The organism is Limnohabitans sp. INBF002 (assembly GCF_027924905.1).
GTDB lineage: Bacteria > Pseudomonadota > Gammaproteobacteria > Burkholderiales > Burkholderiaceae_C > Limnohabitans.
This window is the reverse complement of record NZ_AP027055.1, coordinates 1,917,361-1,930,902: the sequence shown is the minus strand read 5'-3', so window position 1 is coordinate 1,930,902 and position 13,542 is coordinate 1,917,361. Positions and strand designations below refer to the sequence as shown.

The following is a 13,542-nucleotide window of genomic DNA, read 5'->3' as shown; positions in this document are numbered from 1 at the left end:
TTGTGTCTTCGTCCTTAAGCACGCAAGCGTGCAAGTTGGTAGTCCAGATGCGTTTTCACATTGGGCCATTCACTGGCGATGATGCTGTACACGCAGGTGTCACGCAGTGCGCCTGCAGCCAATGGATGCGGATTGATTTGATGGCTGCGCAGAATGCCGTCGAGTTTGGCACCTAGGCGCTCGATGGCGCGACGGCTTTGTTGATTGAAGAAGTGCGTACGGAACTCGACCGCGATGCATGCCAGCTGTTCAAAGGCATGCCCTAACAAGAGGCGCTTGGTCTCGGTGTTGATGGATGAGCGCTGCACACTTTTTCGATACCACGTTGAGCCGATTTCGACACGACGATTGACTGCGTCGATGTTCATCTAGGTCGTCATACCCACAGCCTGATTTGTTGCTGTGTCGATCACAGCAAAAGCGCACATGCTGCCCTTGGTCTGCAGGTCTAAGCGACGTTGAATTTCGCCAGCCATGTTTTCAGTGCGAGGAATGGTGGTGTACCAGTGATTCCAAAGCTCACCATCGCGAACCGCCTCTACCAGTGAATCATGGTGCGAGTGGTGCAGTGGTACCAATTTCACATATTGACCACTCAGCGTGGCAGGCGCAGCAAATGGGTTCATAGGGATTCAGAATCACTTGGTTTGGCGCGGAAGTGGCGAGCAGCTTGCAAGCCCATACCGCCGCCAATGCCTACCAACAAGATGGCAATGATGCTGCCCGTGCCATAGCCTTCGGCAAACAAATTCAAGCCAAATGCCACGCCCAAGCCATAGCCGAGCAATGCGCCGACGACGAAACCAATGGCGTCGGTCAGACCTTCGATGAGGGATGCAAACATGATGTTCTCTTTTTAACGGTTGCGGCTTTGCATAAACACGAGTTTTTCAAACAGTGTGGTGTCTTGCTCGTTTTTCAGCAGTGCGCCCACGAGTGGCGGGATGGACACTTTGTCGTCTGCGGTTTGCAGGGCTTCAATCGGAATGTCTTCGGCCACCAACAACTTGAGCCAGTCAATCAACTCACTGGTCGATGGCTTTTTCTTCAAGCCGGGCAAGTTACGGATGTCAAAGAAGGTTTTCATCGCCACGCTTAGCAAGTCTTGCTTGATGGTGGGGAAGTGCACTTGCACGATGTGGCGCATGGTGTCGGCATCTGGGAACTTGATGTAGTGAAAGAAGCAGCGACGCAAGAACGCGTCTGGCAGCTCTTTCTCGTTGTTCGAGGTGATGAACACCAAAGGTCGGTTTTTTGCCTTGATGAGCTGGCGCGTTTCGTAGCAATAAAACTCCATGCGGTCGAGTTCGCGTAACAGGTCGTTGGGAAACTCGATGTCAGCTTTGTCGATCTCGTCAATCAACAAGGCCACCGGTTGCTCGGAGGTGAACGCCTGCCACAACACACCTTTGAGGATGTAGTTGTTGATGTCTTTGACGCGTGCTGCACTTTCGGGATCAGCCATTTGGCTGTCACGTAGACGACTCACGGCGTCGTATTCGTACAGGCCTTGCTGGGCCTTGGTCGTGGATTTGATGTGCCATTGCAACAGGGGTAAACCCAGGGCTTGGGACACCTCTTCTGCAAGCATAGTCTTGCCTGTGCCTGGTTCACCCTTGACCAGCAAGGGCCGCTTGAGCGCGATGGCTGCGTTGACTGCGAGCATCAAGTCTTGGGTTGCAACGTAGGTGTCAGTGCCTTTGAATTTCATGGGTAGTTCCGTCTATTATTTGGGTTACATCAACCTCTAGGGATTGTGGTTTGCATATGAAAAAGATTGTTTCGATCGCGTTTGCTCTGACTGTATCTGCCGTGTCTTCACTGGCATTTGCGCAAGACATCAAAGGTGATGCTAACGCAGGTGAAAAGAAAATTGCCATGTGCATCGGCTGCCACGGCATCGTCGGTTACCAGGCCAGTTTTCCCGAAGTTTATAAGGTTCCCAAAATTTCTGGCCAAAACGAAAAATACATCACCACTGTTTTGAACGCCTACAAAAAAGGCGAACGCAAGCACCCCACCATGCGCGGCATTGCTGACAGCCTGAGTGACCAAGACATGGCAGACATCTCTGCCTACTACGCCAATCACGGCAAAGTTGAAGGTGCACCGTTGCCAGACAAAGCCAAAGAGCCCAATGCCAAAGTGGCCGCCTTGCTGACCAAAGGTGCATGTGCTTCATGCCATGGTGAAAACTTTGCCAAAACGATTGACCCGAGCTATCCAAAGATCGCTGGCCAAAATGCCGACTACTTGTTTGTGGCTTTGAAGTCCTACAAAGTGGAAGGTGCTGCCACTTGGGGCCGCAGCAACGGTGTGATGGGTGGTGTGGCCAAGCAGTTCAGCAATGCTGAGCTGAAAGAGCTGGCCAATTACATGGCTGCACAGCAAGGCGATTTGAAAACCGTGCCGCAAAGCAAGTTCCGCTAAGTCGACGGTTTGCTCAAAAAAAAGCCCCACTCTGTGGGGCTTTTTTTATTTACCGTCGGATTGATTTTGAAATTTGTGACTCATGTGTCGTATGTTTTGTGTGGGCTCTTTGTGGCAGGCGCGTCGGTAGGCTTGCAGCGTTTTATCGGCCAAGGCAAGAATGCTTTGCGCTTCATAGCTTCCCCCTTTGAGCTCTTTGCCAAAGGCCACACCCATCAAAAGCTCAGCGCCTTCGCTGGCGTGGTCTGCGGTGTAGATATGAAATTGACCTCGGGTCACTGCATCCACCACTTCTTGGCTGAGCATCAAGTGGTGGCGGTTGCGACGTGGAATTAAAGCGCCTTGCGTGCCATCGAGCCCTTGGGTTTTGCAGGTGCGAAAGAAGCCTTCGATTTTTTCGTTCACGCCGCCCACCGGCAAGATTTCACCGTTTTGGTTCACCGCGCCTGTGACCGCGATGTTTTGCTTGAGCGGCAAGCCTGAGAGTGAGGACAGCAGGACGTACAGCTCGGCGCACGAGGCAGAGTCACCCTCGACGCCGCTGTACTCTTGCTCGAACACCACCGAGGCGTTGAGCGCCAAAGGTGCGATGTGCGAAAACAGTGCCGACAAATAGCTGTGCAAGATGAGCACGCCCTTGTCGTGAATCGGGCCTGACAGCTTCACCTCGCGTTCGATGTTGACCAAACCTTCGTTGCCCGCGTAGGTGCGTGCCGTGACGCGCACGGGAAAGCCAAATGAATGGTCACCCAGCTCGATGACGGTGAGGCCATTGAGCTGGCCGACTTTTTCGCCTTGCAAAGAAATGAGCCGTTCGCCATCGGTGATGGACTCTTGCAAGCGCTGTTCGATGTAGCCGTTTCTAAAGTCGCGTGCGGCAATGGCTGCATCGACATCGGCGGCTTGCACTTTGTCTGCGCCGCGTTGGCGTGCGTGGTTGGCGCTTTCAATGATGAGCGATTCGGTGTGCGAGAACAACGCGCTTTGGCGTGTTTGGTCATCCACCTCGCGGTGTGTGCATTCAATCAAGCGGGCCACCGCATCGGCATTGAAGTGTGGCAAGCCTAAGCGTTGGCAGCTGTGCGCCACAAAGACGGCGGAGGCACGGTGTGTGTCTGCGCTGGCAGGAAAGCTCTCAGCAAATTCCACTTTGCACATGAAGCGACGGAAGAATTCGGGTGCGCCTTCTTGCAGCACGTAGTATTCCTCGACAGTACCAATCAACACCATCTTCACGTCAATGTGAACAGCCTCGGGCTCGAGTGCCACGGCGGCAATGGGTGAGAGGTGCAGGCCCGATTCTTCAATCTGCAAACGGCCGCTGCGTAAAAAGCGTGAGAGCTTTTCCCACACCAGCGCATCGGTGAGCAAGTCGCGCACATGCAGCATCAAAAAACCGCCATGGGCTTTGAGCAAGCTGCCCGCACGGATGCGCGAGAAGTCGGTCATCAACACATCGTCTTCGGTTTGGTATTCCACGCTGCCAAACAAGGTGCGAAACACGGGGTTGTCTTCCACCAACACGGGCGCGCCTTGTGTGTCGTGGTTGTCCACGGCCACGTTCACGCGGTAGCGCAGCAGCAGGGTGTCGAGGGCTTCGAGACGTGTTTCTTCTTCGCTTTCATCGTCGTCATGCGGCTCAAACAGTTCGATGTGTTCCAACACGTCGGTCATCACCTTGTGAAAATAATGCGTGAGCTTTGTGTTGTCTTGGCTTTGTTTGGTCAAGGCCTCTTGAATGCGTCCTAATTCTTGGGTCAACATGGGTTTGATGGTTTGGCGACGCAGGGCTGCCAAGCCTTCGTTTTTCACACGGTCAATTGGGCGTGTTTTGTCGAGAAAATTGGCAATCTCGGCGCGCAGCTCTAACTCGGCTTGGTCTATGGCTATGCGGCGTTCTTTGGGCAGTGCCAGCGCTTCGGCTTCGGTGAGGGGCATGCCTTTGTCATCGCGCAAGGTGAACACCAAATGCCCGCCTTCGCGAAACAGCGAGAAGCTGCGCGCTTCGGCAAATGCATCGAGCACGGCATAGGCACGGTCTTCTTCCTGTTTGTAGGTTTTCTCGATGTGTTCGCTTTCCACCTTGAAGTCTTGCGCGCTCAATCGTTTGGGGATTTCTGTGAGCAGCATCTTGGTGAGCTGTGCCATGTGCAGGCGCAGCTTGCGGCCTTCACCAGCAGGCATGTGTAAGGCGTGAGGATGCTCGGGTGTGTCAAAGTTGTGCAAGTAGCACAGGTCGGGTGGTACAGGTCGTTTGGCGGCCACGCTGCGCATCATCTGTTGAAGCAGGGTGGAACGGCCGCTGCCGATTTCGCCCAACACAAACAGGTTGTAGTTGGCTTGCTCCATTTCCAAGCCAAAGCGCGCTGCTGTTTCAGCGCGTTGTTGGCCAATCCACGGCAGGGCTTGTGTCACCAATTCAGAGGTGTTGCCAAAGCCCAGCTCTGTGGGGTGGATGGTCAGCCGCAAGTCTGCGGCTGGCACTGTGGCGGCGCTGAGTGGCTGGGTGGTGGTGTGCATGTGCTTTTCCAATTGCTGCGACGGTAGGCGCAACAGTTGTAGCACAGACCGTTAAGTTCTGAGGCTGTTCAGCACTTCTTCTGTGTGTTCACCCAAACGCGGCGCAGGGCGCCACACCCCTGTGGGTGTGCCACTCATGCGCACAGGCGGACGCAACTGACGCAACATGCCTTCAAACGGATGCGGCACGTCCAGCCACGCTTGTGTGGCGGCCAGGTGCGGGTCGGTCAGCAGATCATCCAGCTTCATCATGGGCATGACGGGAATGTCGTGCGTGGTGAAGTCTTTCATCCACTCGGCGCTGGTGCGGGCGCGCATGTGCTCGCCCACAAAGGCGTAGAGCGCGTCGATGTGCTTGAGGCGTTCGACGTGGGTGCTGAAGCGGGCATCGGTTTGAAATAAATCAGTCTGACCCACGAGTTTTAAAAACGCTTGCCAATGTGCGTCGTTGTACATAAGCGCGCAGATGTAGCCATCTTGCGTTTGATACGGTTTGCGGTTGGCCGACAGCATGCGCGTGTAGCCCATGGGGGCGATGGGCGGTTGCCATGTTTCGCCACTCAAATGCTCGCCCAGCACAAACTGCAGCAAACATTCAAACATGGGCACTTCGACGTGTTGGCCTAAACCTGTGCGGTAACGCGCGATGACGGCAGCCAACACGGCATGCACCATGTTGAGTCCGGTCACGCGATCGGCAAAGGTGGCGGGCACATACCGTGGCTCGGGGCTACCGCTTTGTGTCATCAACCAAGGGATGCAGGCCGCGCCTTGAATCAGGTCGTCATACGCAGGCCAGTCCGAATAGGGGCCGCCTTCGCTATAGCCATACGCGCCGCACACCACCAAGCGTGGGTTGATCGCGTGCAGGGTGTCAAACGACAAGCCCAACCGCGCCATGGATGCCGGGCGAATGTTGTAGGTCAACACATCAGCGGTTTTGCACAAGGCCAGCAACTGCTCGCGTTGCTCGGGCTGTCGCAAATCAAGCACCACCGAGCGTTTGTTGCGGTTGGCGTTGATGAAGATGTGGCCCATGCCTGGGTGCTTCATCGGGCCCGCGTGGCGCATGATGTCGCCACTGGGTGGCTCGATCTTGATGACGTCTGCGCCGTAGTCGCCCAAAATTTGCGTGGCGTAGGGGCCCAGCACCACGCCCGTCAGGTCGATCACGCGCAGGCCCGCGAGGGCGCCTTGCAGGTTGGCGTTCTCAGTGAGGCTCATGGCTTATTCAGGTGTGATGCCCGCTGACTTGACCCAGCCACCCCATTTTTTAATTTCACTGTCAATGGTTTTGGCGAGGGTGGCCGAATCTTCCACGTCGAGGTCAATGCCGACGCCTTGAATTTTTTCGCGCACTTCAGGTTTGGCCAACACCGCCATCAAAGTGGCTGTGGCTTTCTTTTGCACGTCAGCGGGCATGCCGGCTGGGGCCATCAAGCCGAACCAAGCGCTCACGTTGTAGTCTTTGACGGTGTCGCCAATCGGGGGCACGTTGGGGGCTTTGCCCGCACGTTTCTTGGTGGTCACGCCAAGTCCGCGCATGCGGCCGCCGTTCATTTGTGACACCGCGTTGCCGGTGTCGGCAAAAGCGAATTGGATTTGACCGCCCAACAAATCAGTCAGCGCAGGTGGGATGCTTTTGTAAGGCACGCCCACGGTTTGCAAGCCAGCCAGCTCGGTGAGCATGGCCGCTGAAACCAACGAGCCTGAGGAGCCGTGACCGTAGGCCAGTTTTCCGGGGTGGGCTTTGGCGTAGCTCACAAACTCTTTCATGTCTTTGGCAGGAAAGTCGTTGTTGACCATCAAGATAAAACCGACCTCACCAATCTTGCCGATAGGTGTGAAGTCTTTCACGGGGTCATAAGGCAGCTTGCGGTACAGATGCACGTTGGCCGCTTGCGTGGTGCTGGTGGTGACCAAGAAGGTGTAGCCGTCAGCTGGGGCCGCTTTGACCGCTTCCGCGCCCAAGATGCCATTGGCGCCGGCTTTGTTTTCGATGGTGATGGGCTGGCCCCAAGCGTCGCTCATGGCTTGCGCAATGATGCGGCCCACGTTGTCAGTGGCGCTGCCTGCGCTGAAAGGCACAACAAATTTGATGGCCTTGTTGGGGTAGCTTTGTGCGTGCGTCGCAGGCGCGACCAGGCTGCCTAATGCGAAGACTGCAAAGCTGGCACACAGGGTGCGGCGAAAGTTTGACTTGATTTGAATGTGACGCATGGGGGATCTCCAGTTTGTATTTTTGGAGATCTTAATGCCAAGGCGCACTAGTCTTTGGTGGCGCGCCGTTGCACCGCGTCGATGTAGGCGTGGCCATCGGGTGGGCGACCGCTGCGTTGGCTTTCCCAGATCATTTGGCCCAAAGCATCCATGGTTTCATGGTGGGCCTCGTGTAGTGAATCGCGTTTGGCGGTGAGCAGCTCAACCGCCTGTCGGATGCCACGGGGTTGATCAATCGAGCATTGCTCACTCACCGACAGGTGCATGGACAAGTGTAAGAAGGGGTTGGTTTGGCCGTCTTTGACTTCGTACATGCGCTCAAGCGCGGCATCGACATCGGTGAAGTCGGCGTGGTACTCGGGGTGCTCGGCCACCCATTGGCTGGCAAGTGTTTCGAGCGCGTCCATGGGTTGGGCGTTGCGCCACTTGGCATAGACCGAACAAAAAAAGCGCCGTACGTCGGCTTGGCTGGGTTCAAACATAGGCGTCATTGTCACCCAGGTGTCGGGCGTTTGCGGGCAGAAAATTCCAGTCGTTACAGTTCGTGAATCACACGAGACACAAAGAGGTAGGCCATGATCAATAAAGTAGCCGATTCCATTGCACAAGCGCTACAGAGCTTGACGGATGGCATGACGTTGATGGTGGGCGGTTTTGGCACTGCAGGTATTCCAAGCGAACTGTTGGATGGCTTGGTTGACGTGATTCACGAGCGCCAGGTTCGTGGGCTCACAGTGGTCAACAACAACGCGGGCAATGGCGATACCGGCTTGGCGGCGCTGCTCAAAACGGGCTGTGTACGCAAAATCATTTGCAGCTTTCCGCGTCAAGCAGATAGCCATGTGTTCGATGGCTTGTACCGCGCGGGCAAGCTGGAGCTTGAGCTGGTGCCCCAAGGCAATTTGTCTGAGCGCATTCGCGCAGCGGGCGCTGGCATTGGTGCATTTTTTACACCCACAGGTTACGGTACAGAACTCGCCAAATACCCAGACGGTTCGCCCAAAGAAACCCGGGAGATACATGGCCGCATGCATGTGCTGGAGTACCCAATCCATGCCGATTTCGCGTTGATCAAAGCCGAAAAGGGCGATCGCTGGGGCAATCTGACTTACCGTAAATCGGCTCGCAATTTTGGACCCGTCATGGCTGCTGCAGCCAAGCGCACCGTGGCCTCTGTGCATGAGGTGGTTGAGTTGGGCGCCTTAGACCCTGAGAGCATTGTGACCCCCGGCATCTATGTCAGCCACGTGGTTCAAGTGCCGCGTCAGGCGACCCAAGGTGCTGGATTTAAGAAGGTGGCTTGATCATGACCTACACCCGTCGCACCAAAGACCAAATGGCCGCCCGCGTGGCGCAAGATATGCCTGATGGCGCGTATGTCAACCTAGGTATCGGCATGCCGACCTTGGTGGCCAACCACTTGCCGCAGGGGCTGGAAATTATTTTGCATAGCGAAAACGGTATTTTGGGCATGGGCCCAGCGCCAGCCCAAGTGGATGAAGACTTTGACCTGATCAATGCGGGTAAGCAGCCAGTGACCTTGTTGCCCGGTGGTGCCTATTTCCATCACAACGACAGCTTTGCCATGATGCGTGGCGGTCACTTAGACATTTGCGTCTTGGGCGCATTTCAGGTGAGCGAGCGCGGTGATTTGGCCAATTGGCACACCGGCGAAGCCGATGCCATTCCTGCCGTGGGCGGCGCGATGGATTTGGCTATTGGTGCCAAACAGACCTGGGTGATGATGGATTTGCTCACCAAACAAGGTGAGAGCAAAGTGGTGCGCGATTGCACTTACCCATTGACCGGCTTGGCGTGCGTGAGCCGTATTTACACCGATTTGGCGACCTTAGAAGTCACTGACCAAGGCTTGCAGTTGATCGACGTGGTGGATGGTTTGGCCCACGCAGATCTCGAAACCTTGATTGGCCTGAAGCTACAGGCCAAGCGTTGGTAGGCTTACTGTTCGACGAAGGCGCGTTCCACCACAAAGTCGCCAGGGGTGGTGGTGGAGCCTTCTTTGAAACCGCGCTCTTCCAGCAGGGCGCGCATGTCTTTGTTCAGCTCCGGGCTGCCGCAAATCATGATGCGGTCGTTGGCGGGGTCGATGTTGGGCAAGCCCAAATCTTGGGTGAGCTTATTTGACGTGAGCAAGTCGGTCACGCGGCCTTGGTTTTTAAAAGGCTCGCGGGTGACGGTGGGGTAGTACAACATTTGGCTGCTGACCATCTCGCCTAAGAACTCGTGCTTGGGCAGCTCTTCGGTCAAGTAGTCGCGGTAAGCCAGTTCTTTCACTTCGCGCACGCCGTGAACCAAGATGACTTTTTCGAAACGCTCATACGTCTCAGGGTCACGCACGATGCTGAGGAACGGGGCCAAGCCCGTGCCGGTGCCGATGAGGTACAGGTTTTTGGCGGGCAACAAGTAGTCGCATAGCAAGGTGCCTGTTGGCTTTTTGCCGACCACGATTTTGTCGCCTACTTTGATGTGTTGTAGCTTGGAGGTGAGGGGGCCGTCCTGCACCTTGATACTCAAGAACTCCAAATGCTCTTCGTAGTTGGCGCTGACGATGCTGTAGGCGCGCAGAAGCGGTTTGCCGTTTTCGCCGCGCAAGCCAATCATGGTGAAGTGACCGTTGGAGAAACGCAGCGAAGTGTCGCGTGTGGTGGTGAAGCTGAACAGGCGGTCGGTCCAGTGGTGGACGGACAAAACTTCTTCGTCTAGGAATGCACTCATGACAGTAATAAATCGATATAAATCAAGCCCTCTAGTGTAGGCGAGGGCTTAAAACCTAGGGCTATATGTTGCTATGCAGAACGCTATAAGCCTTGACGTGCATCAACGGGGCTTTGAGGCTGTTGACGTTTGCTATCTATGCCTTGCCCGCAAAGCCGTTTTGTCGCCAAGCCTCATAGGTGATGACGGCCACTGAGTTCGACAGGTTCAAGCTGCGCTGGTCGGCGCGCATGGGCAGGCGCAGGCGCTGTGCGAGCGGGAAGCTTTCGCGGATGTCCACAGGCAAGCCACTGGTCTCAGAGCCAAACACAAACCAATCGCCGGGCTGAAACGCCATGTCATGCGCGGTGTTGGAGCCTTTGGTGGTCATGGCAAACATGCGGGCAGGGTCGGGCTTGGCGTCGTTCAAAAACGTGGCCCAGTCGGCGTGGCGCAGCACGGGCGCGTACTCGTGGTAGTCCAAGCCCGCGCGGCGCATGTGCTTGTCTTCCATCGAGAAGCCCAAGGGCTCAATCAAATGCAAGGTGCAACCTGTGTTGGCCGCCAAGCGGATGATGTTGCCCGTGTTGGGCGGAATTTCGGGGTGGATGAGGACGAGGTGGAACATGCGCACATTGTCCCGCATGAGAGACGGGACTCGCGCTGTGCGGTGCGAGCCGCTGTCGACAGCTTTGCATCAATGATGCGCTTCTCGTTCTTCGGTACGTGCCAGGACCAATCCTGTGATGTGCGCTGCGCCTGCTACCCGCAACGCCCGCGCTGCTTCGTGCATCGACGCTCCCGTGGTCATCACATCGTCCACCAACACCACGCGCTGACCGCGCACGGCAGATACGTGTTCGGGTGCAACCCAAAACGCATCGCGCACATGGTCTAGCCGCTCCTGTCGAGAGGCACCCACTTGGTGGGCGCTGTCACCGCGGCGCAGCAAGGTGTGAGCGTTAGTTTTGAGCGGGGCCAAGTGACGAGCCAGCTCGAACGCTTGGTTAAAACCGCGTTCGCGCAGGCGTGACGGGGCCAGAGGCATGGGCACCACCAGCGTGGCGGCGTCGAGTGCGGGTTCGACCCACGGGGCATGGCGCATGAGGTGGGCCAAGGCGCGTGCGAGGCTGGGGTCGGCTTGAAATTTGAAGCGGGCAATGCAGTCCGCCCATGGGAAGGTGTAGCTCACGGCGGCCACACAAGCGTCTAAGGGGCTGGGGTGCTCTGTGCAATTGCGGCAGGTGCTTTTGTGGCTGAGCGTGAGGGCGCACGTGGGACAGCGCTGCGTGGGCTGCGCAAAGCGCTCGATGCATGGCACGCACAAAGGTTGGCTGGGCCAGCGGCGGCAAATGTGGCAAAGGCTGGGTAAGCGCAACATGCCCCGCATTGGAAAGACATTGCGCGGGCTTGGGTTGAAGCGCAGGGCAATGTTTGCGAAGGGCGCGGTGTCGATAATAGGGGCCATGTCTGAACCGTCTCCCTCTGATACGCCTCCCTCGCTCGATCCTGTGGCCTGTGCCCGTTGGGCCGCATGGCCGCATGCCGCATCGCCTTGGTTGAACGAGGAAATTGGCCGACGCATGGAAGACCGTTTGCAGTGGATTCGTTTGCAACCCACATCGTGGGTGGATTGGGCGCCCTTGAGCGGTGGTTTAGAAACACACGCCAAGCTCCGTGCGCGTTACCCGCAGGCGCATTGCCAAGTGATAGAGACCAGCGCCCAGCGCGAACAGTTGGCGCGTCAGGCGCTGCAAGCGCCTTGGTGGCAGCGCTGGCTGAAGCCGGATGCTTTGACATTTGGCGCACCTGCCGCAGGCAGTGCCGACATGTTGTGGGCCAATATGGCGTTGCACACCAGCGACGATCCGCAAGCTTTGTTGCAAAAATGGCACCAACTGTTGGCGGTGGATGGCTTTTTGATGTTTTCGTGTCTCGGACCGGACACCCTGCGCGAGTTGGCCGACGTGTACCAAGGCAAGGGTTGGCCACCTGCGTGTCATGCGTTTACCGACATGCACGATTGGGGTGACATGCTGGTGCAAGCCGGTTTTGCAGAGCCCGTGATGGATATGGAACGCATCACGTTGACCTATGCCAATGCCGAGAGTTTGTTGGCTGAGTTTCGTGCGCTAGGCCGCAACCTGCATCGGGATCGCTTTGCCGGCTTGCGTGGCAAGCAGTGGTTGGCGCAGCTCAAAACCGCATTGCTTTTGTTGGCCAAGCCGGCGCAAGATGGGCGCATCACGCTGACGGTGGAAGTGATTTATGGCCACGCTTTGAAGCCCTTGCCGCGCCTCAAAGTTCAGCAGCACAGTTCGGTGTCTTTGCAAGACATGCGAACCCTACTAGGGCAATCCCCTAGTGGTCGCTCTGTATGATTTTCTTTGTAAGCTTGTAGCGCAAATCATGCTTAAACACTTTGAGTTAAATCAGTGTTTGAGGGGGTTTGTAGTCCTGAAGACAAAAAACATTGAGGCAATCAAAGTGATGAAGAACAATCTTTTCCAAAAGTTGACTTCAGGTGTGTTGTTCCTCGCCGCCTGGGCGAGCACAGCCGCTTGGGCGGTGAACGATTTGCCGGGTGGCCCTGCCGTTCGACAACTGAACCTCCAACCTGGCGCGACCAAAATTGCTCAAGAGCAGGGCTGGCTGCATTGGTTCATGCTCATCATCTGTACCGTTATTTTTGTGGCGGTGTTCGGTGTGATGTTCTATTCCATCTGGAAGCACCGCAAATCGGTGGGCCACAAGTCGGCCAGCTTCCACGAATCGGTCAAAGTCGAAATCGCATGGACCGTCATTCCTTTCATCATCGTGATCTTGATGGCCTTGCCTGCGACCAAAGCAGTGGTGGCTCAGAAAGACACGTCGAACGCCGACCTCACCATCAAAGCCACGGGCTACCAGTGGAAGTGGGGCTATGACTACCTCAAGGGCCAGGGCGAGGGCATTGCTTTTATCTCGACCCTCGATAACGCGCATCGCGAAATGTCAAACAACGGCGCCAAGGGCGTGGACATCGACAACTACCTCTTGAAAGTGGACAACCCACTGGTGGTGCCCGTTAACAAAAAGGTGCGCATCATCACCACAGCCAATGACGTGATTCACGCGTTTGCTGTGCCGTCCCTCGGCGTGAAGCAAGACGCGATTCCCGGCTTTGTGCGCGACACCTGGTTCCGCGCTGAAGCGGTGGGTGACTACTACGGCCAATGCCAAGAGTTGTGTGGCAAAGAACACGCGTACATGCCGATTCACGTGAAGGTGCTCAGTGCTGCTGACTACAGCGCCTGGGTGGCCACAGAGCAAAAGAAGATGGCTGCGAAGCAAGACGACCCTTCCAAGGTTTGGAATTTGGCCGATTTGTCTAAGCGTGGTGAGAAGGTGTATGCGGCTAACTGTGCCGCTTGCCACCAACCCAACGGCAAGGGCGCTGGCCCTATCAAACCACTCGACGGTGCTGCCGTGGTGTTGGATGCTGACAAGAACAAGCAGATCAAAGTGCTGTTGAACGGTCAAAACAATTTGACCATGCCTTCATGGAAGCAACTCAGCGACACCGACATTGCGGCTGTGATCACTTACACAAAAAACAATTGGTCGAACAAGACCGGCCAGCTGGTTCAGCCTGCCGATGTCAAGGCCGCCCGTTAA

General features: G+C 56.2%; 14 protein-coding genes and 1 pseudogene. 5 read left to right on the top strand and 10 right to left on the bottom strand.

Annotated elements, in window-relative coordinates; all coding sequences use genetic code 11:
* Positions 1-14 precede the first annotated feature (14 nt).
* From QMG15_RS09600 to QMG15_RS09590, 3 genes and pseudogenes are all read right to left on the bottom strand, one after another.
* A pseudogene (locus QMG15_RS09600) lies at positions 15-626 on the bottom strand (GNAT family protein).
* Positions 623-844 carry a hypothetical protein gene (locus QMG15_RS09595; RefSeq protein ID WP_281788417.1) on the bottom strand — a complete coding sequence of 74 codons (222 nt, stop codon included), beginning with the start codon at positions 842-844 and terminating at the stop codon, positions 623-625. The pseudogene QMG15_RS09600 and the gene QMG15_RS09595 overlap by 4 nt, the downstream one beginning before the upstream one ends.
* A gap of 12 nt (positions 845-856) precedes the next feature.
* Positions 857-1,711: a MoxR family ATPase gene (locus QMG15_RS09590; RefSeq protein ID WP_281788416.1), complete on the bottom strand. Its 855-nt coding sequence runs from the start codon at positions 1,709-1,711 to the stop codon at positions 857-859.
* A gap of 56 nt (positions 1,712-1,767) precedes the next feature.
* Here QMG15_RS09590 and QMG15_RS09585 point away from each other — a divergent pair, with 56 nt between their 5' ends.
* On the top strand, positions 1,768-2,430 hold the full coding sequence (locus tag QMG15_RS09585; protein WP_281788415.1) for a c-type cytochrome: 663 nt from the start codon (positions 1,768-1,770) through the stop codon (positions 2,428-2,430).
* A gap of 45 nt (positions 2,431-2,475) precedes the next feature.
* Here QMG15_RS09585 and QMG15_RS09580 read toward each other — a convergent pair whose 3' ends face one another.
* From QMG15_RS09580 to QMG15_RS09565, 4 genes are read right to left on the bottom strand one after another with little or no spacing between them, the layout of a single operon-like run.
* Positions 2,476-4,950 carry an ATP-binding protein gene (locus tag QMG15_RS09580; protein ID WP_281788414.1) on the bottom strand — a complete coding sequence of 825 codons (2,475 nt, stop codon included), beginning with the start codon at positions 4,948-4,950 and terminating at the stop codon, positions 2,476-2,478.
* A 51-nt stretch (positions 4,951-5,001) separates the two neighbouring features.
* Positions 5,002-6,174, bottom strand: a complete 1,173-nt coding sequence (locus QMG15_RS09575; RefSeq protein WP_281788413.1) for a CoA transferase — start codon at positions 6,172-6,174, stop codon at positions 5,002-5,004.
* Positions 6,175-6,177: 3 nt separating this feature from the next.
* Positions 6,178-7,170: a tripartite tricarboxylate transporter substrate binding protein gene (locus QMG15_RS09570; protein WP_281788412.1), complete on the bottom strand. Its 993-nt coding sequence runs from the start codon at positions 7,168-7,170 to the stop codon at positions 6,178-6,180.
* A gap of 47 nt (positions 7,171-7,217) precedes the next feature.
* The gene (locus QMG15_RS09565; protein WP_281788411.1) at positions 7,218-7,652 is read right to left on the bottom strand and encodes a DUF1841 family protein; all 435 of its coding nucleotides are present in this window, start codon (positions 7,650-7,652) and stop codon (positions 7,218-7,220) included.
* 93 nt (positions 7,653-7,745) lie between these two features.
* Between QMG15_RS09565 and QMG15_RS09560 the strand changes: the two genes are divergently transcribed.
* The gene (locus QMG15_RS09560) at positions 7,746-8,474 is read left to right on the top strand and encodes a 3-oxoacid CoA-transferase subunit A (protein WP_281788410.1); all 729 of its coding nucleotides are present in this window, start codon (positions 7,746-7,748) and stop codon (positions 8,472-8,474) included.
* A gap of 2 nt (positions 8,475-8,476) precedes the next feature.
* Complete coding sequence (locus QMG15_RS09555; RefSeq protein WP_281788409.1) at positions 8,477-9,127, top strand: 3-oxoacid CoA-transferase subunit B; 651 nt, start codon at positions 8,477-8,479, stop codon at positions 9,125-9,127.
* Positions 9,128-9,129: 2 nt separating this feature from the next.
* Here QMG15_RS09555 and QMG15_RS09550 read toward each other — a convergent pair whose 3' ends face one another.
* The 3 genes from QMG15_RS09550 to QMG15_RS09540 form a co-directional block, all read right to left on the bottom strand.
* Entirely contained in the window at positions 9,130-9,906 is a 777-nt protein-coding gene (locus tag QMG15_RS09550; protein ID WP_281788408.1) for a ferredoxin--NADP reductase, read from the bottom strand.
* Between the two features lie 136 nt (positions 9,907-10,042).
* Positions 10,043-10,513 (bottom strand): tRNA (uridine(34)/cytosine(34)/5-carboxymethylaminomethyluridine(34)-2'-O)-methyltransferase TrmL, encoded by a 471-nt coding sequence (gene trmL, locus QMG15_RS09545; protein ID WP_281788407.1) that lies wholly within the window; start codon positions 10,511-10,513, stop codon positions 10,043-10,045.
* Between the two features lie 69 nt (positions 10,514-10,582).
* Positions 10,583-11,353 (bottom strand): ComF family protein, encoded by a 771-nt coding sequence (locus QMG15_RS09540; protein ID WP_348773317.1) that lies wholly within the window; start codon positions 11,351-11,353, stop codon positions 10,583-10,585.
* Between QMG15_RS09540 and QMG15_RS09535 the strand changes: the two genes are divergently transcribed.
* On the top strand, positions 11,352-12,266 hold the full coding sequence (locus QMG15_RS09535; RefSeq protein ID WP_281788406.1) for a class I SAM-dependent methyltransferase: 915 nt from the start codon (positions 11,352-11,354) through the stop codon (positions 12,264-12,266). The two genes, QMG15_RS09540 and QMG15_RS09535, sit on opposite strands and share 2 nt — an antisense overlap.
* A gap of 109 nt (positions 12,267-12,375) precedes the next feature.
* Entirely contained in the window at positions 12,376-13,542 is a 1,167-nt protein-coding gene (coxB, locus tag QMG15_RS09530) for a cytochrome c oxidase subunit II (RefSeq protein ID WP_108357967.1), read from the top strand.

Excerpts from the sequence above, each read along its gene's own strand:
- QMG15_RS09575 (WP_281788413.1), bottom strand. The coding sequence starts at position 6,174 with ATGAGCCTCACTGAGAACGCCAACCTGCAAGGCGCCCTCGCGGGCCTG.
- trmL (WP_281788407.1), bottom strand. The coding sequence starts at position 10,513 with ATGTTCCACCTCGTCCTCATCCACCCCGAAATTCCGCCCAACACGGGC.
- QMG15_RS09550 (WP_281788408.1), bottom strand. The coding sequence starts at position 9,906 with ATGAGTGCATTCCTAGACGAAGAAGTTTTGTCCGTCCACCACTGGACC.
- QMG15_RS09560 (WP_281788410.1), top strand. The coding sequence starts at position 7,746 with ATGATCAATAAAGTAGCCGATTCCATTGCACAAGCGCTACAGAGCTTG.
- coxB (WP_108357967.1), top strand. The coding sequence starts at position 12,376 with ATGAAGAACAATCTTTTCCAAAAGTTGACTTCAGGTGTGTTGTTCCTC.
- QMG15_RS09565 (WP_281788411.1), bottom strand. The coding sequence starts at position 7,652 with ATGTTTGAACCCAGCCAAGCCGACGTACGGCGCTTTTTTTGTTCGGTC.
- QMG15_RS09555 (WP_281788409.1), top strand. The coding sequence starts at position 8,477 with ATGACCTACACCCGTCGCACCAAAGACCAAATGGCCGCCCGCGTGGCG.
- QMG15_RS09595 (WP_281788417.1), bottom strand. The coding sequence starts at position 844 with ATGTTTGCATCCCTCATCGAAGGTCTGACCGACGCCATTGGTTTCGTC.
- QMG15_RS09580 (WP_281788414.1), bottom strand. The coding sequence starts at position 4,950 with ATGCACACCACCACCCAGCCACTCAGCGCCGCCACAGTGCCAGCCGCA.
- QMG15_RS09590 (WP_281788416.1), bottom strand. The coding sequence starts at position 1,711 with ATGAAATTCAAAGGCACTGACACCTACGTTGCAACCCAAGACTTGATG.
- QMG15_RS09535 (WP_281788406.1), top strand. The coding sequence starts at position 11,352 with ATGTCTGAACCGTCTCCCTCTGATACGCCTCCCTCGCTCGATCCTGTG.
- QMG15_RS09540 (WP_348773317.1), bottom strand. The coding sequence starts at position 11,353 with ATGGCCCCTATTATCGACACCGCGCCCTTCGCAAACATTGCCCTGCGC.
- QMG15_RS09570 (WP_281788412.1), bottom strand. The coding sequence starts at position 7,170 with ATGCGTCACATTCAAATCAAGTCAAACTTTCGCCGCACCCTGTGTGCC.
- QMG15_RS09585 (WP_281788415.1), top strand. The coding sequence starts at position 1,768 with ATGAAAAAGATTGTTTCGATCGCGTTTGCTCTGACTGTATCTGCCGTG.